The organism is Roseovarius indicus, assembly GCF_008728195.1.
Classification (GTDB): Bacteria; Pseudomonadota; Alphaproteobacteria; order Rhodobacterales; family Rhodobacteraceae; genus Roseovarius; species Roseovarius indicus.
The window spans coordinates 3,016,689-3,040,564 of sequence record NZ_CP031598.1 but is presented as its reverse complement, the minus strand read 5'-3'; the positions used below and the strand labels follow the sequence as shown (position 1 = coordinate 3,040,564).

Here is a 23,876-nt window from a genome sequence, read left to right as displayed (position 1 = left end):
AGGGCATGCGCGTCGCGAAGGATCTGGCCGAGGCCGTTGGACACACGCCACTTATCCGGCTGCGCAAGGCCAGCGAGGAGACCGGTTGCGAGATTTACGGCAAGGCCGAATTTCTGAACCCGGGCCAGTCGGTCAAGGACCGGGCGGCGCTTTACATCATCAATGATGCCGTAAAGCGCGGCGAGCTGCTGCCCGGTGGCACCATCGTCGAGGGCACGGCCGGAAATACCGGGATCGGGCTGGCGCTGGTGGGCGCGTCGATGGGGTTCAAGACGGTGATCGTCATCCCCGAGACCCAGAGCCAGGAGAAAAAGGATTTCATCCGCCTGGCGGGGGCCGATCTCGTGCAGGTGCCGGCGGCGCCTTACAAGAACCCCAACAACTACGTGCGCTATTCCGGCCGTCTGGCCGAAGAGATGGCGCGGCAGTCGGACAAGGGCGCGATCTGGGCCAACCAGTTCGACAACACCGCCAACCGGCAGGCCCATGTCGAGATGACCGGCCCCGAGATCTGGGAGCAGACCGGCGGCAAGGTCGACGGGTTCGTCTGTGCCGTGGGCTCGGGCGGCACGCTGGCCGGTGTCGGCGAGGCACTGCAGCCCAAGGGTGTCAAGGTGGCACTGGCCGACCCGATGGGGTCGGGGATGTATTCGCTCTACCGCGACGGCGAGGCCAACCCGACGGGCAGTTCGATCACCGAAGGGATCGGGCAAGGGCGGATCACGGCCAACCTCGAGGGGTTCAAGCCCGACATGCTCTACCAGGTGCCTGACGAGGAAGCGCTGCCGGTGGTGTTCGACCTGCTGAAGCACGAAGGGCTTTGCCTTGGCGGCTCTTCGGGCATCAACGTGGCCGGGGCGATCCGCATGGCCAAGGAAATGGGGCCGGGCCACACGATCGTGACGGTATTGTGCGACTACGGCAACCGCTACCAGTCGAAACTGTTCAACCCGCAATTCCTGCGCGACAAGAACCTGCCGGTGCCCGACTGGCTTGACGGCTCGCCGCGCAGCATTCCCGGAGTGTTCGTCGAGTGAGCGGTCTGCTGCGCGCGCTCTGCCTTGTTCTGGCGCTGCTGATCGGCGCTGCCGGGGCGGGGATCGTCACGGCGCCGCAGGCGGCCGCGCAGGAGAGTTTCCAGGCCGTCGACTACGAGGAATGGGAAAGACACGCGAACCGGGCGGAGGAGGCGATCGAGAACAACCGCGCCTCGACCCCGGCCCTGGAGGCGCTGCGCGAGGACCTTGCGGAATGGCGCGACCGGTTCCTTGCCGCGCAGGCCGAGAATGCCAGCACCATCGCGACCGTGCGTCAGCAGCTTCAAGCGTTGGGGACCGCTCCCGAGGACGGCACGGAATCCGAGGATATCGCGGCCGAGCGCCAGGCCCTGACATCGCGCCTGGCCGAGCTTCAGGCGCCGGTGAAACGCGCGGAGCTTGCCTATAGCCGGGCCGATGGCCTGATTCGCGGGGTCGACCGGATCATCCGCGACCGGCAGGCCGAAGAGCTGCTGGAATTCGGGCCCTCGCCGTTGAACCCGGTGCACTGGATCCCGGCCCTGACGGCGGTGAACACCACGGCCACGCAGATGGTCGGCGAGGTTCGCAACGCCTGGAGCAACCCTGTCCGACAGGATGAAACCCGCGACAACCTGCCGGCTGTCCTTGTCTTCCTGGTGGTCGGTGTCGTCCTGGTTTTCCGCGGCCGGCGGTGGAGCCGGGCGCTGACGGCCTGGGTCCTGGGCGATCATCCGGGCGCGGGGCGCTGGCTGGCGGGGTTCACCCTGTCGCTGGGCAGCCTCATCCTGCCGTTCATCGGCGTGTCGCTTCTGGTCGAGGGCCTTACCAGAACCGGTCTTCTGGGGCTGCGGGCCGAACAGTTCGTCGAGGCGATCCTGCCGTCGACCTTCGTCTTCCTGCTGGCACGCTGGCTTGCCACGCGGATCTTCCCGGCGAAGGAGGCACGCACGCTGCCGCTGGTCCTCGACGACGCGCACCGTTTCAGCGGGCGCTGGACGGGGGCGGCGCTGGGGCTCGTGGTGGGCATCTACGCGCTGCTCAAGAACACGGCCGAAATCTCGCGCTGGTCCGAGGCCACGACGAATTCGCTGCTGTTCCCGCTCCTGGTGATCACCGGGCTTCTGGTGCTGCGTCTGGCGGGGCTGTTGCGGGCGCATACCCGCAACCAGGTGGAGCTTGAGGGCAGCGAAAACTACCGCACGCGGCTTACGCGGTTCCTCGTGCTGGCCTTGAACCTGCTGGCGCTGATCTCGCCGCTGCTGGCGTCGATCGGGTATTTCAAGCTGGCGCATTTCCTGATGTTCCCGTCGCTGGCCTCGCTGCAGCTTCTGGCGGTCCTGCTGATCCTGCAGCGGCTCGTGACCGAGCTTTACGTGCTGGTGACCGGCAACCGGGAAGGCGCGGCGGAATCGCTCATTCCGGTGCTCGTGGGCTTCGTGCTGGTCCTGCTGTCTCTGCCATTCTTCGCGCTGGCATGGGGCGCGCGGGTGGCCGACCTGACCGAGATCTACGCGCGCGTGCTGCAGGGGTTCGATGTAGGCGGCACGCGGATATCGCCCGCGATCTTCCTGACCTTCGCGATGGTCTTCGTGATCGGTTACATGGGAACCCGGCTTTTGCAGGGGACGCTGAAGAACACCGTCCTGCCGAAAACGAAGCTCGACCAGGGCGGGCAGAACGCGATCGTCTCGGGCATCGGCTATGTCGGGATATTCCTGGCGGCGATCATCGCCATCACCAGCGCGGGGATCGACCTGACAGCCCTCGGCTATGTCGCCGGTGCGCTGTCGGTCGGTATCGGTTTCGGTCTTCAGAACGTGGTGTCGAATTTCGTCTCGGGCATCATCCTGCTGATCGAACGGCCGATTTCGGAAGGCGACTGGATCGAGGTGGGCGGCACCCATGGCGTGGTGCGCGACATCTCGGTACGCTCGACGGTGATCGAGACCTTCGACCGCTCCGACGTGATCGTGCCGAACTCCGACCTGATCAGCGGCACCGTCACCAACTATACCCGCGGCAACACCGTCGGCCGGGTGATCGTGCCGGTGGGCGTGGCCTATGGCACCGATACCCGCAAGGTCGAGACCATCCTGAAGGAGATCGCCGAGGCGCACCCGATGGTGCTGATGTCGACCCCGCCCTTCATCGTCTTCAAGGGGTTCGGGGCGGATTCGCTCGACTTCGAGATCCGCGCCATCCTGCGCGACGTGAACTGGGTGCTGGCGGTGCATTCCGACATGAACCACGAGATCGCCCGCCGCTTCGTCGAGGAAGGCGTCGAGATCCCGTTCGCGCAGCGCGATGTCTGGCTGCGCAACCCCGAGGTGCTGCGCGGCGAGCCGTCGCCCGACACGGAGCCGGCCCAGCCGAGCACACGTGGCGATGTCGAGGATGCCCGGGCCCACCTGACTGCCAAGGACATCGAGGATGCCCGCACCGGCGATACCGATGGCGACGGTGATGGCGACAGCGGCGCCGGCGACGGTGACGCAAGATGACGAAGCTGCTGTTTCGGAAGGATGCCTACCAGGCCGACGCGGAAGCGACGGTGATCGCGCACACGGCCGAGGGCGGCGTCGTGCTCGACGCGTCGCTCTTCTATGCCACGGGGGGCGGTCAGCCGGGAGATAGCGGTCGTATCTCGTGGGAGGGCGGCCATGCCCATGTTGCAACGACCGTGAAGGCCGAAGGCGATGCGATCGCGCTGGTTCTGGCCGAGGCGGCCGACCTGCCCCCGGTGGGCGCGCGCGTCGAGCAGGTGCTCGACTGGGACCGGCGCTATGCGCATATGCGGGTACATACGGCGCTGCATCTTCTGTCGGTGGTCATCCCGCTGCCGGTGACGGGCGGGTCGATCAGCGAGGCCAAGGGCCGGCTGGATTTCAACATGCCCGAGGCGCCGGAGGACAAGGCGGCGCTTGAAGAGGAACTCAACGCGCTCATCGCCCGCGATCTGCCGGTCGGCGAAAGCTGGATCACCGAGGACGAGCTGGATGCCCAGCCGGATCTGGTGAAAACCATGTCGGTACAACCGCCGCGCGGGGCCGGACAGATTCGGCTGATCCGCATCGGCGAGGGCGCCGATCAGGTTGACCTTCAACCCTGCGGCGGCACCCATGTCGCCCGCACGGGCGAGATAGGCCCCGTGCGCCTTGGCAAGGTCGAGAAGAAGGGCCGCCAGAACCGCCGGGTGAGCCTGCATCTCGGCGACTGACGCGCGGGGCGGGGCTGGCCCAAGAATTCCCTTGAACTGCCTGCGCCCCCACGGCTAAAGAGAGCCGCACGGAGAGGTGGCCGAGTGGTCGAAGGCGCACGCCTGGAACGCGTGTAGGCGGGAAACCGTCTCCAGGGTTCGAATCCCTGTCTCTCCGCCATTTCCCTTCAGATCGTGTTTTGCCCGACAGCGTCGGGAAATGCCGTTGCGTTTTGCGGATTGTGCGGGGTTGCCCAATGCCGTGGCGGTCCTTTTCGAGGACGCCACGACAGGCCCCCGGCCGGACGGCCGGGGCCGATGGCGGGTCAGGCGATTTTCCTGATCTCGGCACGGGTCAGGCCGATGTCGCGGAGCAGGTAATCGGGCAGGCTTTCGAGGTGTCGCATGTGACGCCGGCGGCGCAGGTGGTCGGCAAGCAGCTGCAGGGGGCGCCGCAGAACCGTATGGTCCGGTGTGGCGCCGAGTCGAGTGGTCTTCGGCAGAAGTTCAGTGGTTTGGACATGCATGGTCTTTCCTTTCAGGTCGAGCTTGGTTTTGGTTTTCAGATTGTTGGAAGGGCGGCGGGCCGCCATTCGATGCGGACACGTACTGTCAGCGCCATGAGCGCCGCGATGCCCACCGCAAGGGCACCGATATCTGCGGCCAGTGCGATCCACGCCTGGCCGATGACGTCGTGGATGACCCAGAAGCCGCCCCCGGCGATGACAAGGGCACGCAGGTGGCGTTCGTCGGTCTGCATCCGCCCGAGCGAGATCAGCGCCATGGCGAGGATGCTGAGCATGGTGACCGGCCCCTGCCAGAAGGCAAGGGCGAGGATGACCATCAGCCCGATCAGCCCGTAGCCCAGCCTGTTCATCGCGGCACTGCGCGTGGCGAAGATGGCGGCCGCGGTCTGGACGGAGCCCAGGATGTTCGCAAGCGCACCGCCGCTGAGGCCGAGGCAGAGATAATGCGCCGCGAAGAACAGGCCGGCGGCCAGTTGCACCAAGAGGATGGCATGGCGGCTGCGGCAGGCCGGGGCGGCCGTCAGGCAGGTCGCCGCCGCGAGGCCCGTCAGCAGGGTCGGCAGATCCTGCGGAAGTAAGCCGGTGATCATGATCGGGCCCTCCGCGCGGTGCGATCGTGGGAGTCCGCCTCAAGGATGGAATGTCGCGTGACGCCGATATCTCGCAGCGTGTGATCGGGCAGGGCGACAAAGCCGGCGCGGTCGCGGGCGGTCTTGATATCGCCACGCCACAGAAGGACCGTGCGCAGAAGCAGGCGCAGCAGGGTCGGGCGGCGTGCCGGGGAAAAACGGGTGGGACGGGGCACCGCCCCAATGCGGCTGATAGCCATCGGTTCGTTCCTTTCGGGTTTTGCGAAGGGGGCGGCACGCGGGCCCGTTCATGCGGGCGGGCGCCTGCCTTCTGGGGGTGGGGCCGGCGTTAGCCGGTCATCTGCACGCGGGACATCTCGCGGGCGGTAGCGGCGCGTTCGGCGAAATAGCTGGGCGGAATGCCCAGGTGGCGGAGAAAGGCGCAGCCCATCGCCTTGGCGCTGTCGAAGCCGCAGGTGCGCGCGACGAATTCGAACGGAAGCTCGGCCTCGGCGATCAGGTAGCGGGCATGTTCGACGCGGTTGATCTCGGCGAACTGGGTTCGGGTGACACTGCCGTCCGGCCAGTTTTCGGGCACGGGGGCGACGCCCGCACCAGCTGTGTCGGCCGTGTCGCCAAGCGCCATGACGGCGGCCTCGACGCTGGGCTCGAGCTTCAGGATATGGCGGAAGCCGAGGCTGGTGAGCAGCAGCGTGGCCGAGGCGTCGGCCCCGCAGATCCGCATCTTGCCGCCATGTGTCACGCACAGCTTGGCCGCCACGACCAGGCCGCGCACCCCGGCGCGGGTCAGGCGGGTGACGCCCGACATGTCCACGATCAGCCGGCAGGCCGTTTCGTCGACATGGCGCACGAGGGCGTCATAAACGGGCCCTGCGGCCATGCAGGTCAGCGCGCCCGAGAGTTCGGCGACCAGGATGTCGTCGAGGGTGGTAATCGAAATGTGCATCGGGTCGGATAAACCCGGCAAGGACTTGGTGTTCACTTTGAGTCTCCGGTTGCGGTAGTCTGGATTGCGCTCATCTGGGGACGTACCGTTGGAGCGAGCGTTGTAACGAGGGTGGTATTGCCGGATCCGAAGCGTTGTTTTTGGGCGATCCCCGGCTTTTGACAGGCGGCCGGGGCTTGCATGCGGAAATTGATTGAGCAACTGGCCGACACTCATTGTACGACATGAATGGGTGGAGGCTTTCCGGCCGGACGCGGGCCGGATCGGATTGAGTGAAAGGGACACTGAGGTGGAACAGGACCTCGAAATCTCGTTGTTCGGAGAATTGCAGGTATCACGACGGGGCGAGAGAACCTCTTTGCCGGCGTCGAAGAAGGCGCGGGCGCTTCTGGCGTTTCTGGTCACGACCGGGCGGCCGCACCGGCGCGAACGGCTGTGCGAGCTGTTCTGGGATCTGCCCGACGACCCGAAAGCGGCCCTGCGCTGGTCGCTGAGCAAGCTGCGCAAGGTCGTGGACACGCCCGAGCGCCTGCGGATCATCGCGGATCGCGAGCGGGTGTGGTTCGACGCGGAGGGCGCTGTGATCGACCTGCGCGACCTTTACACGGCGTTGCGCCGGCCGGAGGCCGAGTTCTCTGTTGCCGAGCTGGAGCGGATGGCGGCCGATCTCGACATGACCCTGCTCGACGGGCTGGATGGCGCTGGCGACGAGGGGTTCGAGGGCTGGCTGACCTCGGAACGGGAAGATGCCCGCGCGGCCCAGGTCGAAGTGCTGCGCCGTCTCGCCACCCACGAGAGTATGCCGGCGCTGAAGGCGAAGAAGTGGCGCCGGCTTTGGCGCGAGGCCGACCCGGACGCGGCGGAGGAGTATGACCGGAAGCAGGCCCAGCCTCGGAAAACCGCGTCGGAGGACACGCCGCGCGGGCCGAAACCCAGCCCGAAGCGCCGCGCCTTGAGGGCCCAGAGAATCGGGTTCTGCGAGGTCCCCGACGGGACCAAGATCGCCTATGCGACCATCGGGTCCGGACCGCCGCTGCTGAAAGCCGCGAATTGGCTCAACCATCTGGAGTTTGACTGGGACAGCCCGATCTGGGGAAAGACCTTCGGTACCATCGCCCGGACGCGGACATTCATCCGCTACGATGAGCGCGGAAGCGGGCTTTCGGACTGGGATGTGAAAGAGCTGACCTTTGACGCCTTCGTGGAAGACCTGGAGGCGGTTGCTGATTGTCTGGGGCTCGAGCGGTTTCCGCTGCTCGGCATTTCGCAGGGCTGTGCCGTCTCGGTGGAATATGCGGTGCGCCATCCGGAGCGGGTGAGCGGGCTGATCCTGGTCAGTGGCTATGCCGCGGGCTGGCGCCATCTTGCCAGCGAGGAGGAACAGGCGCGGCGCGAGGCGGTGCTGAAACTGACCGAGGTGGGCTGGGGCACCGACAACCCGGCCTATCGCCATATCTTCTCCCAGACCTTCATGCCGGATGCGAGCGCCGAAGACCTTGCGTGGTTCGACGATTTCCAGCGCAAGACGGCCTCGCCCGCGAATGCCGCGCGCTTCCAGGAGGCATTTGGCCAGATCGACGTGCGCCATCGGCTGAAGGAGGTGAAGGTGCCCACCATCGTGCTGCATTCGCGGTATGATCAGCGCATTCCGCTGGAAATGGGGCGGGCGCTGGCGTCGGGTATTCCGGGGGCGCATTTCGTGCCGCTCGAGAGCCGGAATCACATCCTGCTCGACAGCGAACCGGCGTGGCAGGAGGGCCTGAAAGCGGTGGCGCAGTTCATGGAAGAGACGGGGATCTAGGCGCGGGCCTGGCCTGCTTTCGGCTGTTTAGCGGCGCTTTGCCAAGCTGTAGCCGCGCACCCAGCGAAAGAGGAACATCAGGGCGAACATGCAGATCACCAGCCCGATCAGGTCGCCGATGGCGTAGATGATCAGGATCTGGGCGAACCTCTCGAAGGCGATGACGCCGGAGAAGACCAGCGTCTGGCCCACAGAGTTCACGACGGAAGAGATCGCCCCGATCAGGATCATCCCTTTCCAGTTCAGGCGCCGCTGGCTGCCGAAGTAGAAGTCGCAGCCGAAGAGCCGCAGCAATTCGAAAGCGAAATAGGCGGATATGGCGCCCACGAACAGGCTTTCCAGCATCATGCCTTGAACCATGTCCCACTCGTCGGCCGGGGTGAACAGCCAGGACGCGAGGCCGGCGCCGATGAAGAGCGTCGGGATCGCCTTCCAGCCCGACGCCCAGCTCGCCAGCACCCTGACCCCGTGGGGCAGGTATATCAGGCTTGCGAACATGGTGATTTCAGGCAGTAGGATGCTTTGAACGGGCGTCACCACGAGCGATGTCAGCCCGTGGCAGAAGACGTAGGCGAGAACGATGAGCAGGTAGGTCAAGCATGACACTCCGGTTCGGTGTCATTCCCGGGCTGGCGCGGCACCGTGTCACCGGGCCACCCGGGCGGGTCAGCGCAGGTCACGGGTCGGCAATATCGCTGCGGACGACATACATCCGGGATTTGTAGCCCTGCGCCTTTTCCAGCAGGCCCAGTTTCAGGAGCGATCGCAACGCCCGGTGATAGGTGGCCTGGGCGAGATTCGAAACAAGCTGGTGCTGGCGAATCTGGTCGGATGTGACGGGATTTTCCCGGTCTCCCCTTTCGGCCACGGCGTGCGCTGCCAGGAAGACATCCATTTCCGTCGCGGAAAGTTCTTGCAGGCCGATGTCGCGCTCCATGTCGCGCAGTATGCATCGCAGTTCGAAGAGTGCAGAAATCCTGTTCATACCTATATCAAACCGATAATTCGGTTGAAGACAATGCATCACGCGAATTCAGTTCCTGGCGGCCATCAAAATTGTCATGTTGACAATTTTGATGGCCTGGATAACTTTTCGAACCGGGGACAGCTTCGTGAGTGGTGGCGTTCCCGATATTTCAAAAAGTTAGCCCCTGCCGTGTTAGCGCGGCCGGGGTATTTTTTTCAAGTTCCGACATGCCGCATCGGCAAGGGCCGGCTTATGACCCGCGAGCCGTGTTTTGAACCAGGTCAGGGGCCGTTGATCATCCGTGACCGTTCCGTCCTGACAGAGCGCGACTCCGTCTGGCTCAGGCCGGGCGTCGCGGGGTGAGGGCCAGGCAGGCAAGACCGGCCGCGAGCGCGAGGCCTGGCGCCAGCGCGGCAGGACCGTTCAGGACGTAGAGTGTCAGACTGCTCTGGGCCAGCCAGAGGCAGGGCACGACCAGACCGACGCGCCTGTGCCAGCGCCCGGTGCTCAGGACAGCCACGCCAAGGCTGACAAGCGCCGTCGGATCCGGGGCGATGCCGGCGATTTCCGCGTCGGCAAGCGATCGGCCCCGCAGCAGTGCGAGGAGGGGATAGACCAGGGTGCCCGCAAGGATCAGGGCATAGCCCGCCTTGATCTCTCCCGGGGAAACCTTCCCGTGGGCGGGCCCGAGGAAGGCCATGACGGCATAGGCGATGGCCTGAAGGAAGAAGATCGGGCCGGCGTAGCTCATCGCCCAGTTGATCGGGGCGTAGCGCTGCATGATGAAGTTCGACCCGACCGAGAACCATGACAGTGCCAGAAGCGCGAGAAGCAGGCGCAGACCGCCGGTTGGACGGCGGTTGTGGAGTGCCAACGCCACAAGGAACGCCAGCGGCGCCAGCAGCGGCATGGGCCAGAGTTCCGCGTTCTCGAGCGTGAAGAGCCGCCAGTAGACCTGCTCGGAAAAAAGAAGCATGTCCGACAGGCTGTAGGTGAGCCACTCGCGCATCAGAGGGTCTGGAAATGCGCGACGATCCGGCGGCGCATCTCGGCGTCGGGCATGGGGCCGCGCGCAGCGGCCTTGTTCTCGCGCACATGGGCGACCTGCGTGGTCGCGGGGATCGCGACGGTCAGCGCCGGGTGGGAGAGGATGAATTTAAGCAGGAGTTGCGGCCAGGTATCGACCTCCAGATCGCGGGCAACATCAGGGAGCGGTTGGCCCTGGAGGCGTTGGGGGAGGGTGCCGCGGCGGTAGGGGCGGTTGGCGATGACGGCGATGCCTTTTTCGCGGGCGAGGGGGAGGAGGCGGTCTTCGGCTTCCCGGTCGGCCAGGTTATAGGTGAGCTGGACGGTATCGACCGGATGGTCGCGCATCAGCCGTTCGAGCAGGTCGTGGCGGCGGCCGTGGGAGGTGGTGAGGCCGACATGGGACAGCCGGCCCTCCTCCTTCATGGCGAAGAGCGTTTCGAGATGCGCTTCCCATGCGACGAGGTTGTGAACCTGCAGGAGGTCGAAGCGGCCGATGCCCCAGGCCGCGCGGCTTTGCGCGATCTGCTCGGGGCCCATGTCGGCGTTGTTGGTCCAGACCTTGTCGGTCGGGAATACTGTATTGGTATCATTAAGTTTTTCCAGCCCATAGCCGATCGTTGCCTGAGACGAGCCGTACATCGGCGAGGAGTCGATCATGCCGCCGCCCTCGTCGACGAAGGCGGCGATCACCTCGGCGCAGGCGTCGAGCAGGACCGGGTCGGTGCCGACGTTGAAGGTGATCCAGCTGCCCAGCCCCACGGCCGGCACCCGGGCGCCGGTGGAGGGGATGGTGCGGAGCGGCGCGGTGTCGGCAAGGGCCGGCACGGAGGGCAGGGCGAAGGCCGCCGCGGCGCCTGTCAGCATATTCCTTCTGGTTATGGGCATGGGGCCTCTCACATCGTCTGCCGGCGCCGGTTTTGGCGGAAAATCCAACGTCGGTATAACGTCGGTATTACGTCGGTATTTTGTCGGTGCGTCATCGGTCCCGCAGCAGGACCAGCCCGGCCAGGCCGCCGGTGAGCCAGCCGCCGAGGTGGGCCTCCCAGGCGAGGCCGCCGGAGAGCATGACGAAGAAGGCGACGTTCGCCGCAACAAGGCCGAGGATGGCGGTATAGACCGGTTTCAGGGGCAGGCCGCGGCTTTTGCGGATGCGGTATTCGTCGGCCTGCCAGAGCCCCACGAGGCCGAAGACCGCGCCGGACGCGCCGATCATGGGCGCGTCGGTGAAGGCAAGCAGACCGAAGAGCAGCGCACCGCCCACCGCGGAGAGGAAGAGCACCAGCAAAGTCCGTGCCGCGCCGACCCGTGCGGTGACGAACTTGCCGAGCGACAGCAGGATGACGGAATTGAGCGCAAGGTGCATGATCCCGCCATGCAGGAAGGCATGGGTGATGAACATGGCCACCGTCTGGCCCGGATAGGCCGGCGCGAGGGCCCCGGAGAAAACCGACTGCCAGAAGGCGCCGAGCGCGTAGGCCTGCCAGCGCAGGCCGCTTGCGCCGATATAGCCGGAATCGGACAGGCTGAGCACCAGCTCGATGGCGGCCATGATGCCGACGAGGACCCAGAGAAACGCCGGCGCGCCCGGCTGCGTGGCGAAAGAGCGGGGCGGCGGGCGGTTCTGGGGCGATGCGGTGCTCATGCAGGGGAGATAGGCATTCGGGGCGGCAGGACAATGCCGCCCCGCCGATCATCGCGCAAGTGTCAGGGCACGTAGGAGGTGGGCCGCGGCGACTGGATGCTTTCGAGGTACTCGACCACCGCCACGAGGCGGGCCGGGACCTGTTGGGTGATGCCGTTGCCGCTGTCGAAATCGATCATCGGCCCCTCGGTCAGGCCGACGATGATGGGCATGTCGTCACGCGGGTTGGTGCGTTTCGAGTAGCCGTCGACGATCGACATGATTTCGAGCATGGGCCAGACGCCGTTGCGGCGGCTGGCGATTTTCGTGAGGTCGGCCGGCTGGGTTTCGAGCTCGGCGGCGAGGGGGCCGTTGCCCTTGGCCTCGGGGCCGTGGCAAGCGGCGCAGTCTTCGGCGAAGAGGGTGCGGCCCGCGTCGCGGGAGGCGACGTCGGGGTCGGTGGCCATGCACCCGGTGGTGGCGAGGCAGGCGGCGATCAGGGCGTATCTCATGGGGGCTCCCGTGGTCGGATTTGTTGCGGGCGATGCTAGCCCATGCTTCGGGCGGGGTCCATCTGGTCACCCTGGGCCGGGCGGCGGAGGTTTGCCGCGGCATTCAGGCGGAAAGTCCGGCGGCGCAGTAGCGGATCAGGTGGTCGAGCTGGTCGGAGTCCCGTGCCGGGCTCTGGCCGAGGGCGCCGATGCGGCCCTGCGAGGTCAGGAGCGCCAGCATGGCCGAGACGGAGAAGACGAAGCCCTCGGCCGCCTGCTGTCGCGAGGCGGTGGGGCGGAGCGCGAGGATCTCGGCGAGGAAAATTTCGGCCGTGGGGTCGAAGCATTCCGCCGCGATGGCGCGCCAGCGGTCATCGGCCGAGACATAGGCCACGATGCGGGCGTAGTTGCGCCAGCGGGGGTCTTCTTTCGAGAGGTCGAAAAAGGGGCGCATGAAGGCCGAGAGCAGCGTTTCGAGCGTGAGGTCGCCGGTGCTGCGGAGTGTTGCGAGCGCATCGAGACGGGCCTTCGAGAGGGGCTCCGCCCGGCGGGCAACGGTGCGGTGAAAGAGCGCCTCTTTGCCGCCGCCGTGGTGGTGGATGGTGCCCACCGGCTCGCCCGCTTCGGCGGCGATGTCGCGGATGGTGGCGCCGTCGAATCCCCGGTCGGCGAATATGGTTTCCGCGGCATCGAAGACGCGCTTGCGGGTGGCGAGCGCCCGTTTGGAGGGGGCTCTTTTTCGAGCCGTGTCAAAGGTTTGTGCCTGAGTCATGAAAACATCTTGCCTTAAGTTGAACAGATGTTCAAGTTAAGGGTGAATAGGGAGGACGTGATGAGTGACGCGCGCGAAAGGCTTGCCCTGATCGGGGCGGGGCCGATGGGTTTGGCTGCGGCCAAGTTGTTGTCTGAGCACGGGATCGGGTTTCAGGGGTTTGAGCTGAACGGTGATGTGGGCGGGCTTTGGGATATCGATGGCCCGCGCTCGACCATGTACGAGACGGCGCATCTGATTTCGTCGAAACGGATGACGGAGTTTGCCGATTTCCCGATGCGCGACGAGGTGGCGGAATACCCGTCGCATCGCGAGATGAAGCGCTATTTCCGGGAGTTTGCGGAGCGGTTCGACCTTTACCGGCATTACCGGTTCGGGGCGGAGGTGTTGTCGTGTGAGCCGCTGGGGGCGTCGGGCGAGGGGTGGCGCGTGACGTGGCGTGACAAGGACGGCGAGCATGAGGCGGTGTTCTCGGGGGTTCTGATTGCCAACGGGACGCTGAGCACGCCGAATATGCCGCGTTTCGAAGGCGAGTTCACCGGGGAGTTGATCCATTCGGCGGCGTATCGTGAGCCGGAGCAGTTCAAGGGCAAGCGGGTTCTGGTGATCGGGGCCGGGAATTCGGGTTGTGATATCGCGGTGGATGCCATTCATCATGGCGTTTCCTGTGACGTGTCGATGCGGCGGGGGTATTATTTCGTTCCCAAGTATGTGTTCGGCAAGCCGGCGGACACGCTGGGCGGGGCGATCAAGCTGCCGATGGCGCTGAAGCGGATCGTGGATGGGACCATTCTGAAATGGTTCGTGGGCGACCCGCAGAAATACGGGTTTCCGAAGCCCGACTACAAGCTTTACGAAAGTCACCCGGTGGTGAACTCGCTGATCCTCTATCATGCGGGGCATGGCGATGTGCGGATCAGGCCGGATATCGAGCGGTTCGAAGGCAGGACCGTGCATTTCAAGGACGGGACGCGTGCCGAGTATGACATGGTTCTGGCGGCGACCGGGTACAAGCTGGATTATCCGTTCATCGATGACAGCTTGCTGAACTGGACGGGGGATGCGCCGCATCTCTACCTCAACTGCATGCATCCGGAGCGGGACGATCTTTTCGTGCTGGGCATGGTCGAGGCGTCGGGGCTGGGCTGGCAGGGGCGGCACGAGCAGGCCGAGATGGTGGTGCGGTATATCGAGGGGCTGAGGGCCGGGTCCTCGGAGGCTGAGGCGTTGCAGAAGGCCAAGGCCGGGGGGTTCGAGCGGGCGACGGGGGGGATGGAGTATATCGATCTGCCGCGGATGGCGTATTACGTGGACAAGGCGACCTATCGGAAGGCGGTGGGACGGTGGATCAGGCGGCTGGGCGGGGCCAAGGCATGATCGACGAGGCGGTGCTGGAGTTTTCGGCGGGGTCGTTGACGTTGCTGAACGCGATCCTGGCGGTGGTGATGTTTTCCATCGCGATCGATTTGAAACCGCAGGATTTCAAGGCGCTGGCGAGGGCGCCGAAGCCGTTGGTGGTGGGGCTCGTTTCGCAGTTTGTCGTGCTGCCGGTGCTGACCTTCCTGATGGTGCTGGCGGTGCAGCCGCAGGCGTCGGTGGCGTTGGGGCTGATATTGGTGGCGGCGTGTCCGGGGGGGAATATCTCGAATTTCATCACCCATCGGGCCGGGGGGAACGCGGCGTTGTCGGTGTCGATGACGGGGGTGGCGACGGTGGGGGCGATCGTGTTGACGCCGTTGAATATCGCGTTCTGGGGGAGCCTTTACGGGCCGTCGGCGGAGATATTGCGGGCGACGGAGATCGACCCGGTCAGGATTGCCGTGACGGTGGGGCTGATGCTGGTGTTGCCGCTGGTGTTGGGGGTGACGCTGAACACGAAGCGGCCGGAGGTGACGCGGCGGTTGCGGAAGCCGTTGCAATGGCTGTCGATGGCGATATTCGTGGGGTTCGTGGCGGTGGCGCTGGCGGCCAACTGGACGCAGTTTCTAACCTATGCCGGCAGTATCATCGGGCTGGTCGTGCTGCACAATGCGCTGGCATTGGGCGGCGGGTATGCGACGGCCTGGGTGACCGGGTTGTCGGCCTTTGACCGGCGGTCGGTGACGATCGAGACGGGGATCCAGAATTCGGGGCTGGGGCTGGTCTTGATCTTCGGGTTCTTCGGGGGGCTGGGCGGCATGGCCGTGGTGGCCGCGATGTGGGGCATCTGGCACGCGATATCGGGGATCGCACTGGCGTCTGTCATGAGCCGGACGGAGGCGGCGCGATGAGCCGGATCCTGATCACCGGTGGGGCCGGTATGGTGGGCCGAGCCTTGGCGGAGGCGTTGCCGGCGAAGGACGTGGTGGCGACCGACCTGGCGCGGGGAACCCTGCCCGAGGCGGTGCCGTTCCGGCCGATGGATGTGACGGGGAGCGACCCGGACGCGGTGATCGGCAAGGTGCGGCCGGAGGTGGTGGTGCATCTCGCCTCGGTCGTGACGCCGCCGCCGGGGATGAGCCGGGACCAGGCCCATGCGGTCGACGTGACCGGCACGCGCAACGTGCTGAAGGCCTGCGTGAAACACGGCGTCAGGCGGCTGGTGGTGACAAGCTCGGGGGCGGCCTATGGCTATCACCCCGACAACCCCGTGCCACTGACGGAAAAGGCGCCCTGTCGGGGCAATGTCGAGTTCGCCTATGCCGATCACAAGCGGCAGGTCGAGGAGATGCTGGCCGAGGCGCGTGAGGCTCATCCGGAGCTTGAGCAGGTCGTGCTGCGGGTGGGCACGGTGCTGGGGGCCGGGGTCGAGAACCAGATCACGGCGCTCTTCCATCGCAAGCGGCTGCTGGCCATTCGCGGCTGCGACAGCCCCTTCGTGTTCATCTGGAACAGGGACCTGGCGCGGATCGTCGAGCGGGCCGCGACGGACGGGCCGGCGGGGATCTACAACGTGGCGGGCGACGGCTGGCTGTCGGTGGATGAGCTGGCGAAGATGTTGGGAAAGCCGGTGCTGCGGCTGCCGGCATGGGTGCTGAAAGCGGCGCTGGCGATGGCGAAGCCGCTGGAGCTGACGCAATACGGGCCGGAGCAGGTCAGGTTCCTGCAATACCGGCCGGTGCTGGCCAATGACCGGCTGAAGGAGGTGTTCGGCTACGTGCCCGAGTTGAGCTCGGCCGAGGTGTTCGAGCTTTGGCGACGGGAGGCAGGGCTGTGAAGACGGCGGTGATTTCGGGTGGCAATGGGGGCCTTGGCCGGGCGCTGGCGGGGCGGCTCGAGGCCGAGGGTTGGCATTGCGTTCTGATGGATGTGAATACCGAAGGTCTGGAGGCGTCGGAGACGCGGACGCCGGTGCAGGTGGACCTGACGGATAGCGAGGCCCTGAACCGGGCGGCGGCGTCGGTGGTGGCCGAGCGGCCCTCGATCGACATGGTGATCTATAATGCGGGTGTGTCGCAGATCGGGCCCTTTGCGGAGAGCGACGAGGCCAGCCACCGGCGGGTTTTCGAGATCAATTATTTCGCTGCCGTGGCGATGGCGCGGGCGTTTCTGAAGCCTCTGCGGGAGAGCGGGGGCGTGCACCTGGCGATATCTTCGGTCGCGGGGTTCGCGCCGTTGAAGAACCGCACGGCCTATGCCGGATCGAAACATGCGCTGGAGGGGTTTTTCGGCTCGCTGAGGTCGGAGGAGCTGGCGCATGGGGTGCGCTGCCTGATCGCGGCGCCGAGCTTCGTGGCGACGAATATCGGCAATACCGGGCGCGAGGCGGACGGGATCGTGCGGCCGGGCTCGGCGGCGGATGGCGTGGATTACATGTCGCCGGAGGACGCCGCGGCGGTGATCCTGCGGGGCGTCGCGCGGGGGCGCACGTTCATTCCGGTGGGGCGGGTGGCACGGTTGTCGTGGTGGATCAGGCGCGCGGCGCCGGGGTTTTACGAACGAATGATGCGGCGGCGGATCAGCGGGGAGGGGTGAGCCGGGTCGGGCCCGGCCCCAAGCCGGGACCTCGCGTGGTGAGAGGCCCCGGGTCAGGCCCGGAGTGGGGAGAATACAAAAGCTCTGCTATCCGTTTGCCGCGCCAACGTGCGGCTATGTTCCGGTCGTGTGGCACGCTCAGGCGGCGCCTTACTCGCTGCTCTCTTCCGCCTCTGCCGCTGGCTCCTCGGCCTGCGGTGTCGGCTCCGGGGCCTCGATCGGGTCGAAATTGCCCACCGAGACGTCGAGCATGCGCCAGCGGCCGCGTTCCTGAAGGAAGACGAGGTCGAAGCTGAAATGCTGGGGCAGGGTGGGGAAATAGCCCGTCAGGCGCATCTGGTCGTTGCCGGCCGAGATCTGGGCCTGCAGGATCGTCGGCTCGACCACCAGCGTCGGCAGCATGTCGAGCCCCGAGCCGCGCAGCTCGGTGAAGCGGGCGGCCAGTTGCGTGGCGTTGTTTTCGGCGCCGAAATCATCGGCGGCGTAGTCGCGCAGGACGGTGTAGTTGCCGGTTCGGTTGCCGTGGTGGATGGCCGTCAGCACGTCACGAACGAGCGCCGTTGCGAAGCTGCGCTCGACCTGTTCCTGTGCCGCGCCGGGGGTGGCCAGCAGGACAAGGGCGAGAAGCGCCGCGGAAAATGTCCGCGGCGCCCCGATGGTTCTTATCGTTCGAAGAGTTACCAAGAGTACGTCACGCCCAGGCGGCCGCCGGTCTGGCTTCTGTCGAACCCGTGAGTGATGCCCGCGTCGAGCTGCACGTTGGGGCTGACACGGAAGCCCATGTTGACGGCCATCGCGCTCGAGCCTTCGAACATGCCGACGCTGGTCGAGAGTGCGAAGCTGCGGTCGGTGGGCACGTAAGGCGTGCTGAGTGCCATGGCCATGGCGATGCCTTCCTCGTTATTCGAGATCCGGCGGCTGTTGTTGGCGATGGCGCCGCTGTTCGACTGGACCTGCCGGCTGAGCGCGGCGGTCGGGAAGACCGAGCGGTCGACGGCGAGGTTGCCGTTGGCGTCGGACGTCACGTAGCCGACGGGCGTGCCCTGGGCGGCGGTGCTTTCGTCAGAGGCCACACCGGGCATGGTGTAGGTGTTCTGCGCGTTGCCCATGGTGAACTGGTTGGCCCGGGTCGCCATGGCGCCGTTGCCGATGGCGACGGAGTTGGTGGCGCTGGCCGTGGCGAGGTTGCCGAAGGAGAGCGAGACGTCGCCCGAGGCGGTGGCGCCTTCGCCGACGGCCGTGGAGCGGACACCGGAGGCGGTGGCGAGGTGGCCGAAGGCCTGCGCCCGTTCCGCCGAGGCTGTGGATTGCCAGCCGACCGCCGTTGCGCCCGGGCCCATGGCCGTGCTTTCGCCGCCAAGGGCGGTGGTCGAGGGGCCGTTCGCCATCGAGGTGTCGCCGAGGGCGATGGAGTCGATGCCGTTGGCAATGGCCTCGTTGCCGATGGCGGTGGCGTTGTCGGACTGGGCGTCGGCGTTTTCGCCGACAGCCAGCGAGCGGACGCCTTGTGCGGTTGCCAGGTGACCGAAGGCTTGGGCACGCTCTGCCGTGGCCTGGGATTGCCAGCCGATGGCGGTGGCGCCGGGGCCTGTTGCGACTGTTTCGCCGCCGACAGCGGTGGTCGAGGGGCCCATGGCCATCGAGGTGTCGCCGAGGGCGATGGAGTCGGTGCCGTTGGCGATGGCCTCGTTGCCGATGGCGGTGGCGTTGTCGGTTTGCGCGTCGGCGTTTTCGCCGACAGCCAGCGACCGGACGCCTTGAGCCGTGGCGAGATGGCCGAAGGCTTGTGCGCGTTCGGCGGTGGCTTGCGACTGCCAGCCGACGGCGGTGGCGCCGGGGCCTGTTGCGACTGTTTCGCCGCCGACGGCGGTGGTCGACGGGCCCATGGCCATCGAGGTGTCGCCGAGGGCGATGGAGTCGATGCCGTTGGCGATGGCCTCGTTGCCGATGGCTGTGGCGTTGTCGGACTGGGCGTCGGCGTTTTCGCCGACGGCCAGCGAGCGGACGCCCTGGGCGGTTGCCAGGTGACCGAAGGCTTGCGCGCGTTCGGCGTTTGCCTGCGATTGCCAGCCAACGGCGGTGGCGCCGGGGCCGGTGGCGACGGTTTCACCGCCCAGTGCCGTTGTCGAGGGGCCGTTGGCCGCCGCGGTGTCGCCGAGGGCGAGGGCGTCGACGCCGTTGGCGATGGCTTCGTTGCCGATGGCGGTCGAGTTCTCGGACTGGGCGTCGGCGTTTTCACCGACGGCGAGGGAGCGTTCGCCCTGGGCGGTGGCGAGGTGACCAAAGGCCTGGGCGCGCTCGGCGGTGGCTTGCGACTGCCAGCCGACGGCGGTGGTGCCGGGGCCGGTTGCGACGGTTTCACCGCCGACTGCGGTGGTCGAGGGGCCGGTGGCCGCGGCCTCGGAGCCGATGGCGACGCCGTCGGTCGAGGTGGCGTCGGTGGTCGACTGGTCGCCCACGGCGACGGAGAAGTCGCCATTCGCGGTGCTGTTCTCGCCGCATTCGACGCTGTTGATGCCTGCGCCCGTGTTGCACGGCGCCGTGCCGTCGGCATAGGCCGCGCCGGCTGTCATCATGACGACTGCGCTGGCCGACCCTTTGAGAAACCCTGCAACTGACGTTCTACCCTGTTGTCTCATTGAAAACCTTATCCTGACATGAATCTTTTTACGAACATGAGACACGTAGGGCGTGCGAAATAGTTTCAAATTTCTTATCAATCGGGATGAAGATCCGGGGCGTCTTTTCGGGGAAAAAGCGAGGTTGCGCGCCTGCGTTTTCCGGCGCGGAGGTCGCGGCGAATTCGATTTAAGTATTTGTTAATGCGAGTTTTAATGATCCTGCATGGTGGCGACGCCGGCACCGGGTGTGGCTTTTTTCAGAGGAAAGAAACTTTTTTCATTTGTGGGCAAATTCGACAGCCAAAATGGCGGGTCGGGCCAGGATTGCGAGGAGCAGAGCGGCACCGCGACGTCACGCCTGACCGTTTGTTGCGGCCTCTGCCTCGCGGACGAGGAACTCTGCCAGGGCCAGCGCCGGGCTCGAGGGCGACTGGTTCATTCGGGTGACGATGTAGTAGCCGTCGTAATCGAGCTCACGCGGGCCGAAGGCCTGGACCAGCCGGCCGGAACGCAGGGTGTTGCCGCCGAGAAACCAGTCGGTCATGGCGAAGCCCGCGCCGTTGCGGGCGAAGGCCACGGCGTCGTGATGGGAGCCCGCGTGGATTTCGCGCTGGGGGCGGAACTGTTCGAGGCCGCGGCTTGCGAACCACTGGGCCCAGATATCGCCGTCGTCTTCGTGGATGAGGGTGGCGCGTTTCAGGATTTCGGGGTCCATCGGCAGGCTGCCCCGGCTGAGTTCGGGGGCGCAGACCGGGAAGATCGCGGTGCGCATGAAGGGCGTGACGGTGCAGCCCGGGAAGCTGTGGGCGGAGAAGACGACGGCCATGTCGACATCGGCGGGCAGGGTGGTCATCGTGCGTTCGGCGTAGGAGAGCCGGAGGGAGAGGCCGGGGAACCGGCCGAGGAATTCCGACAGCTTGGCGTTGAGCCATTCGACCATGAGCGAGACCGGGACGGCGACGGAAAGCTGGCCCGAGAAGGCATCGGTCGAGAGCGACAGGGCCGTCGAGGCAATGTCGGCGAAGCCCGTTTCGATGGAACGCAGGAGGCGCTGGCCGGCGGGGTTGAGCTCGATCCGGCGGCCGCGCCGGTCGAAGAGCGGGACGCCCAGCGAGGTTTCGAGCGCGCGAACCTGGTGGCTGACGGCGCTTTGAGTGACGTTCAGCTCGCGCGCGGCGAGGCCCATATGCTGATGCCGGGCCGCGACCTGGAAGGTTTGCAGGGCGTTGAGGGAGACCCAGTTGTCGCCGATCTTCATCGGGCTGTCCTTTTAACAAGTTCAACTCATCAGATTAAGCAAAATTACTCGCTTTTATCAAGATTGGCTCATTTCTACCGTTGGTGGAAACATCAACGGAGAATCGCCATGCCCAAAGACAAGATACCCGCCCAACTGCCCCTTCAGGCGCGTCAGGCCGGGGGTGGGACACAGCCGCTCGAAAACTGGGGGATCGACTCGGAATACGGCGCCCTCAAGGACGTGCTGCTGGGCCCGGTCGAGACCTTCGGGCACATGGACAACACCGCCTTCAGCTCGATCTACCGCGAGACGGCGCGCACGGGGCGCGCGTGGGATCACCAGGCCGCGGTGCGGCAGTATCGCGAGATGTGCGAGGCCTACGAGGATGCGGGCGTGACCATTCACACGATGCCGCAGGACGAGAACCTGAAATACGGGGTCTATGCGCGCGACTCGAGCTTCATGACGCCGTGGGGCGCCGTGATCACCCAGATGGCCAACCCGCGGCGGCGGGGCGAGTATTCCGCCGCGCTGCGGTTCTACCTCGAGGCGGGGATTCCGATCTACGACATGGTGAGTGCCGGGAATTTCGAGGGCGGCGATTTCCATATCGTCGAGCCGGGCGCGGTGCTGATCGGCTATACCGGCATGCGCTGTGAAGAGGTGTCGGCCAAGCAGATCGGCGGCTGGGTCGAGAAGGAGGGGTGGGAGGTGCATTATGCCTATATCGACCCCTATTACGTGCATATCGACCTGATGGTCTGTGTGATCGCGCCGAAATGCGCAGCGGTCTGCCTGGAGACGACGCCGGAGCACGTGGTGGACTGGCTGAAGGGGAAGGGGTTCGAATTGATCCCGGTGGGGTTCAAGGACACCATGGCGCTTGGCTGCAACGTGATGTCGCTGGGCAATGACCGGGTGCTGTCGCCGGCGGCGAGCACGGATCTGAACGCCAAGCTGCGGGCGAATGGCTTCAAGGTCTATGACCCGGAGATGGACATGTTCACCATGATGGGCGGCGGCATTCACTGCATGGCGCAATCGCTGCGGCGGGCGCCGGGCTGAGGGTCACGACAATAAGGAAGAAGCAATAAAACCGACAGGGAGCGAATAATGAAAGAAAGACATATCAACCGTCTCAGAACCCAATTCATGGCCGGCGACATGAACCGGCGGCAGTTCATGCGCGCCATGCTGGCGACCGGCATGACGGCGGCGACGGCGACCAGCGTCGCCGACATGGCGCAGGCGGCGGCGCCACAGCGGGGCGGCACGTTCAGGATCGGCAAGGGGCATGGTCAGACGACCGACACGATGAACCCGGGGACGGCCGAGAACGGCTACATGGTCAACCTGCTGCAGTCGTATCACGGCTACCTGACCGAGGTCGCGCCCGATGGCAGCCTTGCTGCCGGTGTGGCGGAAAGCTGGGAGGCGCAGAATGGCGGCAAGACCTGGGTGTTCGAGCTGAGGCCGGGCGTGACCTTTCACAACGGCAAGGACGTGACGCCCGAGGATGTGGTGGCGTCGGTCAACCATCACCGGGGCGAGAATTCGACCTCGGCCGCGAAGCCGCTTCTGTCGGCGCTGACGGATGTGCGGGCCGATGGCAAGAGCCGGGTGGTGTTCGAGCTGGAAGCGGGGAATGCCGACTTTCCGTTCGTGATGAGCGATTACCACATTCCGGTGGGCCTGTCGGAGGATGGCAGTGTCGACTGGAAGACGGGGATTGGCTGTGGCGCCTACCGGCTGGATAATTTCGAGCCGGGCGTGCGGGCGGACCTGTCGCGTTACGGGGATCACTGGGACCTGAACAACCGGGCGTTCTTCGACTCGGCCGAGATCATCTCGGTGACGGATACGAATGCGCGGACGTCCGGGTTCATCACCGGGGATTTCGACGCGATCGACCGGATGGACCTGAAAACCGTCGACCGGATCAAGCAGAACTCGGGTGTGACCGTGCATTCGGTGCCGGGCACGCAGCATTTCACCTTCGAGATGATGTGCACGGTCGACCCCTACACCGATGCCAACCTGCGGCTGGCGCTGAAATGGGCGATCGACCGGCAGGAGCTGGTGGACAAGATCCTGTTCGGCTATGGCGCGGTGGGCAACGACCACCCGATCGGGCAGGGGCAGCGGTTCTACAACTCGGAGATGGAGCAGCGGAGCTATGACCCGGACAAGGCGCGGCACTACCTGAAGAAGGCGGGGATGGAGTCGGTCAGCATCGAGCTGCTGGCGGCGGATGCGGCCTTTGCGGGCGCGGTGGATGCGGCGACGCTCTATCAGAACTCGGCCGCGAAGGCGGGGATCGACATCACGCCGGTGCGGGTGCCCAATGACGGGTACTGGACGGATGTGTGGAACGTGAAGCCGTTCACCGCCGTCTACTGGGGCGGGCGCCCGGTGGAGGACCTGATGTTCTCGACCGCCTATCAGAGCGGGGTACCGTGGAACGGGACGCGCTGGTCGAACGAGCGGTTCGACGAGCTGCTGATCGCGGCACGGGCCGAGCTCGAGACCGAGAAGCGGCGCGAGATGTATTACGAGATGCAGGAGATCCTGAGCAACGACGGTGGGCTGATCGCGCCGATGTTCGCCTCGTATGTCTTCGGGACGCGCGACAAGGTAGGCGTGCCCGAGACGTTCGCGTCTAACTGGGACATGGATGGCGAGCGCTGCGTGGAGCGCTGGTGGTTCAGCTGATCGCCCGAGCGATGGGTTCCGGAAGAGCGAGGGCCGTTCCCCTGGGGGAGCGGCCTTTTCGGTAGGTGATGGGGTGGGGGCTGATGGTCGTTGAGGGCGGGAGGTTTGGTGTTGTTTTTGGCGGACGCTCCACTCTTGCTGCGGGCGTGACGGTCATGGGGAAAACGGGCGGGGGAGCTGTCGTTCGCTGCTGAGGCGATCGGCGTCCTAGAATGGGCGGGGAGTCGATTTTCTCTGCGCGTGCGAAGTCAACCTTGCCAGATCACAGAAGCGGACATTCCTCCAGATCACGCCGCAAAACCCAGGTGCCCGTTAGGTAGGGCACCTGGGTTTCGCGGCCAGCGTACAAGAAACACTGAAAGATTCAGTTGCTAAATATGCTCGACTTTC

Annotated in this window: 24 protein-coding genes and 1 tRNA gene; 11 read left to right on the top strand and 14 right to left on the bottom strand. The window is 65.8% G+C overall.

What is annotated here, in order from left to right; translation table 11 throughout:
• Positions 1-5: 5 nt before the first annotated feature.
• The 4 genes from RIdsm_RS14455 (at position 6) to RIdsm_RS14440 (ending at position 4,396) form a co-directional block, all read left to right on the top strand.
• A complete protein-coding gene (locus tag RIdsm_RS14455; protein ID WP_057816168.1) occupies positions 6-1,037 on the top strand; it encodes a cysteine synthase A in 1,032 nt (343 codons plus the stop codon).
• Positions 1,034-3,520, top strand: a complete 2,487-nt coding sequence (locus RIdsm_RS14450; RefSeq protein WP_057816169.1) for a DUF3772 domain-containing protein — start codon at positions 1,034-1,036, stop codon at positions 3,518-3,520. Before RIdsm_RS14455 ends, RIdsm_RS14450 begins: the two co-directional genes overlap by 4 nt.
• The gene (locus RIdsm_RS14445) at positions 3,517-4,236 is read left to right on the top strand and encodes an alanyl-tRNA editing protein (protein ID WP_057816170.1); all 720 of its coding nucleotides are present in this window, start codon (positions 3,517-3,519) and stop codon (positions 4,234-4,236) included. The genes RIdsm_RS14450 and RIdsm_RS14445 overlap by 4 nt, the downstream gene beginning before the upstream one ends.
• 70 nt (positions 4,237-4,306) lie before the next feature.
• Positions 4,307-4,396, top strand: a tRNA-Ser gene (locus RIdsm_RS14440).
• Positions 4,397-4,541: 145 nt separating this feature from the next.
• On the opposite strand, the gene RIdsm_RS14435 is transcribed toward RIdsm_RS14440, so the two are convergent.
• The 4 genes from RIdsm_RS14435 to RIdsm_RS14420 all read right to left on the bottom strand — a co-directional run bounded on the left by RIdsm_RS14435 (position 4,542) and on the right by RIdsm_RS14420 (position 6,278).
• Positions 4,542-4,808, bottom strand: a complete 267-nt coding sequence (locus RIdsm_RS14435; protein ID WP_057816171.1) for a YjiS-like domain-containing protein — start codon at positions 4,806-4,808, stop codon at positions 4,542-4,544.
• Complete coding sequence (locus RIdsm_RS14430; RefSeq protein WP_057816172.1) at positions 4,778-5,332, bottom strand: YgjV family protein; 555 nt, start codon at positions 5,330-5,332, stop codon at positions 4,778-4,780. Before RIdsm_RS14430 ends, RIdsm_RS14435 begins: the two co-directional genes overlap by 31 nt.
• The gene (locus RIdsm_RS14425) at positions 5,329-5,571 is read right to left on the bottom strand and encodes a hypothetical protein (protein WP_057816173.1); all 243 of its coding nucleotides are present in this window, start codon (positions 5,569-5,571) and stop codon (positions 5,329-5,331) included. The genes RIdsm_RS14430 and RIdsm_RS14425 overlap by 4 nt, the downstream gene beginning before the upstream one ends.
• An 89-nt stretch (positions 5,572-5,660) precedes the next feature.
• Complete coding sequence (locus RIdsm_RS14420) at positions 5,661-6,278, bottom strand: STAS domain-containing protein (RefSeq protein WP_057816174.1); 618 nt, start codon at positions 6,276-6,278, stop codon at positions 5,661-5,663.
• Positions 6,279-6,567: 289 nt separating this feature from the next.
• Here RIdsm_RS14420 and RIdsm_RS14415 point away from each other — a divergent pair, with 289 nt between their 5' ends.
• Positions 6,568-8,079, top strand: coding sequence for a bifunctional AfsR/SARP family transcriptional regulator/alpha/beta hydrolase (locus RIdsm_RS14415; protein ID WP_057816175.1), 1,512 nt, complete (start codon positions 6,568-6,570; stop codon positions 8,077-8,079).
• A 27-nt stretch (positions 8,080-8,106) separates the two neighbouring features.
• On the opposite strand, the gene RIdsm_RS14410 is transcribed toward RIdsm_RS14415, so the two are convergent.
• The 7 genes from RIdsm_RS14410 to RIdsm_RS14380 form a co-directional block, all read right to left on the bottom strand.
• On the bottom strand, positions 8,107-8,676 hold the full coding sequence (locus tag RIdsm_RS14410) for a hypothetical protein (RefSeq protein WP_236553224.1): 570 nt from the start codon (positions 8,674-8,676) through the stop codon (positions 8,107-8,109).
• 79 nt (positions 8,677-8,755) lie between these two features.
• A complete protein-coding gene (locus RIdsm_RS14405) occupies positions 8,756-9,016 on the bottom strand; it encodes a hypothetical protein (RefSeq protein ID WP_236553225.1) in 261 nt (86 codons plus the stop codon).
• A 370-nt stretch (positions 9,017-9,386) separates the two neighbouring features.
• A complete protein-coding gene (locus RIdsm_RS14400) occupies positions 9,387-10,055 on the bottom strand; it encodes a DUF6064 family protein (protein ID WP_057816178.1) in 669 nt (222 codons plus the stop codon).
• Positions 10,055-10,960 (bottom strand): aldo/keto reductase, encoded by a 906-nt coding sequence (locus RIdsm_RS14395; RefSeq protein ID WP_177228368.1) that lies wholly within the window; start codon positions 10,958-10,960, stop codon positions 10,055-10,057. The genes RIdsm_RS14400 and RIdsm_RS14395 overlap by 1 nt, the downstream gene beginning before the upstream one ends.
• A 91-nt stretch (positions 10,961-11,051) precedes the next feature.
• On the bottom strand, positions 11,052-11,717 hold the full coding sequence (locus tag RIdsm_RS14390) for a rhomboid family intramembrane serine protease (protein ID WP_057816180.1): 666 nt from the start codon (positions 11,715-11,717) through the stop codon (positions 11,052-11,054).
• Between the two features lie 62 nt (positions 11,718-11,779).
• Positions 11,780-12,208, bottom strand: coding sequence for a c-type cytochrome (locus RIdsm_RS14385; protein WP_057816181.1), 429 nt, complete (start codon positions 12,206-12,208; stop codon positions 11,780-11,782).
• A 103-nt stretch (positions 12,209-12,311) separates the two neighbouring features.
• The gene (locus RIdsm_RS14380) at positions 12,312-12,959 is read right to left on the bottom strand and encodes a TetR/AcrR family transcriptional regulator (protein WP_057816182.1); all 648 of its coding nucleotides are present in this window, start codon (positions 12,957-12,959) and stop codon (positions 12,312-12,314) included.
• A 60-nt stretch (positions 12,960-13,019) separates the two neighbouring features.
• On the opposite strand from RIdsm_RS14380, the gene RIdsm_RS14375 reads away from it, so the two are divergent.
• From RIdsm_RS14375 to RIdsm_RS14360, 4 genes are read left to right on the top strand one after another with little or no spacing between them, the layout of a single operon-like run.
• On the top strand, positions 13,020-14,336 hold the full coding sequence (locus tag RIdsm_RS14375) for a flavin-containing monooxygenase (protein ID WP_057816183.1): 1,317 nt from the start codon (positions 13,020-13,022) through the stop codon (positions 14,334-14,336).
• Positions 14,333-15,229, top strand: coding sequence for a bile acid:sodium symporter family protein (locus RIdsm_RS14370; protein WP_057816210.1), 897 nt, complete (start codon positions 14,333-14,335; stop codon positions 15,227-15,229). Before RIdsm_RS14375 ends, RIdsm_RS14370 begins: the two co-directional genes overlap by 4 nt.
• Positions 15,226-16,155 (top strand): SDR family oxidoreductase, encoded by a 930-nt coding sequence (locus RIdsm_RS14365; protein WP_057816184.1) that lies wholly within the window; start codon positions 15,226-15,228, stop codon positions 16,153-16,155. Before RIdsm_RS14370 ends, RIdsm_RS14365 begins: the two co-directional genes overlap by 4 nt.
• Entirely contained in the window at positions 16,152-16,913 is a 762-nt protein-coding gene (locus tag RIdsm_RS14360) for an SDR family NAD(P)-dependent oxidoreductase (protein ID WP_057816185.1), read from the top strand. The genes RIdsm_RS14365 and RIdsm_RS14360 overlap by 4 nt, the downstream gene beginning before the upstream one ends.
• 150 nt (positions 16,914-17,063) lie before the next feature.
• On the opposite strand, the gene RIdsm_RS14355 is transcribed toward RIdsm_RS14360, so the two are convergent.
• The 3 genes from RIdsm_RS14355 to RIdsm_RS14345 form a co-directional block, all read right to left on the bottom strand.
• Entirely contained in the window at positions 17,064-17,597 is a 534-nt protein-coding gene (locus RIdsm_RS14355) for a hypothetical protein (RefSeq protein ID WP_057816186.1), read from the bottom strand.
• Positions 17,591-19,489, bottom strand: a complete 1,899-nt coding sequence (locus RIdsm_RS14350; protein ID WP_074939711.1) for a YadA-like family protein — start codon at positions 19,487-19,489, stop codon at positions 17,591-17,593. The genes RIdsm_RS14355 and RIdsm_RS14350 overlap by 7 nt, the downstream gene beginning before the upstream one ends.
• Positions 19,490-19,886: 397 nt before the next feature.
• Positions 19,887-20,792: a LysR substrate-binding domain-containing protein gene (locus tag RIdsm_RS14345; RefSeq protein WP_057815127.1), complete on the bottom strand. Its 906-nt coding sequence runs from the start codon at positions 20,790-20,792 to the stop codon at positions 19,887-19,889.
• Positions 20,793-20,900: 108 nt separating this feature from the next.
• On the opposite strand from RIdsm_RS14345, the gene RIdsm_RS14340 reads away from it, so the two are divergent.
• Both RIdsm_RS14340 and RIdsm_RS14335 read left to right on the top strand, forming a co-directional pair.
• On the top strand, positions 20,901-21,839 hold the full coding sequence (locus RIdsm_RS14340; RefSeq protein WP_057815130.1) for a dimethylarginine dimethylaminohydrolase family protein: 939 nt from the start codon (positions 20,901-20,903) through the stop codon (positions 21,837-21,839).
• 48 nt (positions 21,840-21,887) lie between these two features.
• A complete protein-coding gene (locus RIdsm_RS14335; RefSeq protein ID WP_082647347.1) occupies positions 21,888-23,486 on the top strand; it encodes an ABC transporter substrate-binding protein in 1,599 nt (532 codons plus the stop codon).
• Positions 23,487-23,876: the final 390 nt, after the last annotated feature.

What these genes read in the sequence shown, in the direction of transcription:
- RIdsm_RS14455 (WP_057816168.1), top strand. Translation starts at nt 6, where the DNA reads ATGCGCGTCGCGAAGGATCTGGCCGAGGCCGTTGGACACACGCCACTT.
- RIdsm_RS14375 (WP_057816183.1), top strand. Translation starts at nt 13,020, where the DNA reads ATGAGTGACGCGCGCGAAAGGCTTGCCCTGATCGGGGCGGGGCCGATG.
- RIdsm_RS14430 (WP_057816172.1), bottom strand. Translation starts at nt 5,332, where the DNA reads ATGATCACCGGCTTACTTCCGCAGGATCTGCCGACCCTGCTGACGGGC.
- RIdsm_RS14435 (WP_057816171.1), bottom strand. Translation starts at nt 4,808, where the DNA reads ATGGCGGCCCGCCGCCCTTCCAACAATCTGAAAACCAAAACCAAGCTC.
- RIdsm_RS14420 (WP_057816174.1), bottom strand. Translation starts at nt 6,278, where the DNA reads ATGCACATTTCGATTACCACCCTCGACGACATCCTGGTCGCCGAACTC.
- RIdsm_RS14425 (WP_057816173.1), bottom strand. Translation starts at nt 5,571, where the DNA reads ATGGCTATCAGCCGCATTGGGGCGGTGCCCCGTCCCACCCGTTTTTCC.
- RIdsm_RS14370 (WP_057816210.1), top strand. Translation starts at nt 14,333, where the DNA reads ATGATCGACGAGGCGGTGCTGGAGTTTTCGGCGGGGTCGTTGACGTTG.
- RIdsm_RS14445 (WP_057816170.1), top strand. Translation starts at nt 3,517, where the DNA reads ATGACGAAGCTGCTGTTTCGGAAGGATGCCTACCAGGCCGACGCGGAA.
- RIdsm_RS14335 (WP_082647347.1), top strand. Translation starts at nt 21,888, where the DNA reads ATGAAAGAAAGACATATCAACCGTCTCAGAACCCAATTCATGGCCGGC.
- RIdsm_RS14395 (WP_177228368.1), bottom strand. Translation starts at nt 10,960, where the DNA reads ATGCCCATAACCAGAAGGAATATGCTGACAGGCGCCGCGGCGGCCTTC.
- RIdsm_RS14345 (WP_057815127.1), bottom strand. Translation starts at nt 20,792, where the DNA reads ATGAAGATCGGCGACAACTGGGTCTCCCTCAACGCCCTGCAAACCTTC.
- RIdsm_RS14405 (WP_236553225.1), bottom strand. Translation starts at nt 9,016, where the DNA reads ATGGAGCGCGACATCGGCCTGCAAGAACTTTCCGCGACGGAAATGGAT.
- RIdsm_RS14390 (WP_057816180.1), bottom strand. Translation starts at nt 11,717, where the DNA reads ATGAGCACCGCATCGCCCCAGAACCGCCCGCCGCCCCGCTCTTTCGCC.
- RIdsm_RS14380 (WP_057816182.1), bottom strand. Translation starts at nt 12,959, where the DNA reads ATGACTCAGGCACAAACCTTTGACACGGCTCGAAAAAGAGCCCCCTCC.
- RIdsm_RS14385 (WP_057816181.1), bottom strand. Translation starts at nt 12,208, where the DNA reads ATGAGATACGCCCTGATCGCCGCCTGCCTCGCCACCACCGGGTGCATG.
- RIdsm_RS14350 (WP_074939711.1), bottom strand. Translation starts at nt 19,489, where the DNA reads ATGATGACAGCCGGCGCGGCCTATGCCGACGGCACGGCGCCGTGCAAC.
- RIdsm_RS14340 (WP_057815130.1), top strand. Translation starts at nt 20,901, where the DNA reads ATGCCCAAAGACAAGATACCCGCCCAACTGCCCCTTCAGGCGCGTCAG.
- RIdsm_RS14365 (WP_057816184.1), top strand. Translation starts at nt 15,226, where the DNA reads ATGAGCCGGATCCTGATCACCGGTGGGGCCGGTATGGTGGGCCGAGCC.
- RIdsm_RS14400 (WP_057816178.1), bottom strand. Translation starts at nt 10,055, where the DNA reads ATGCGCGAGTGGCTCACCTACAGCCTGTCGGACATGCTTCTTTTTTCC.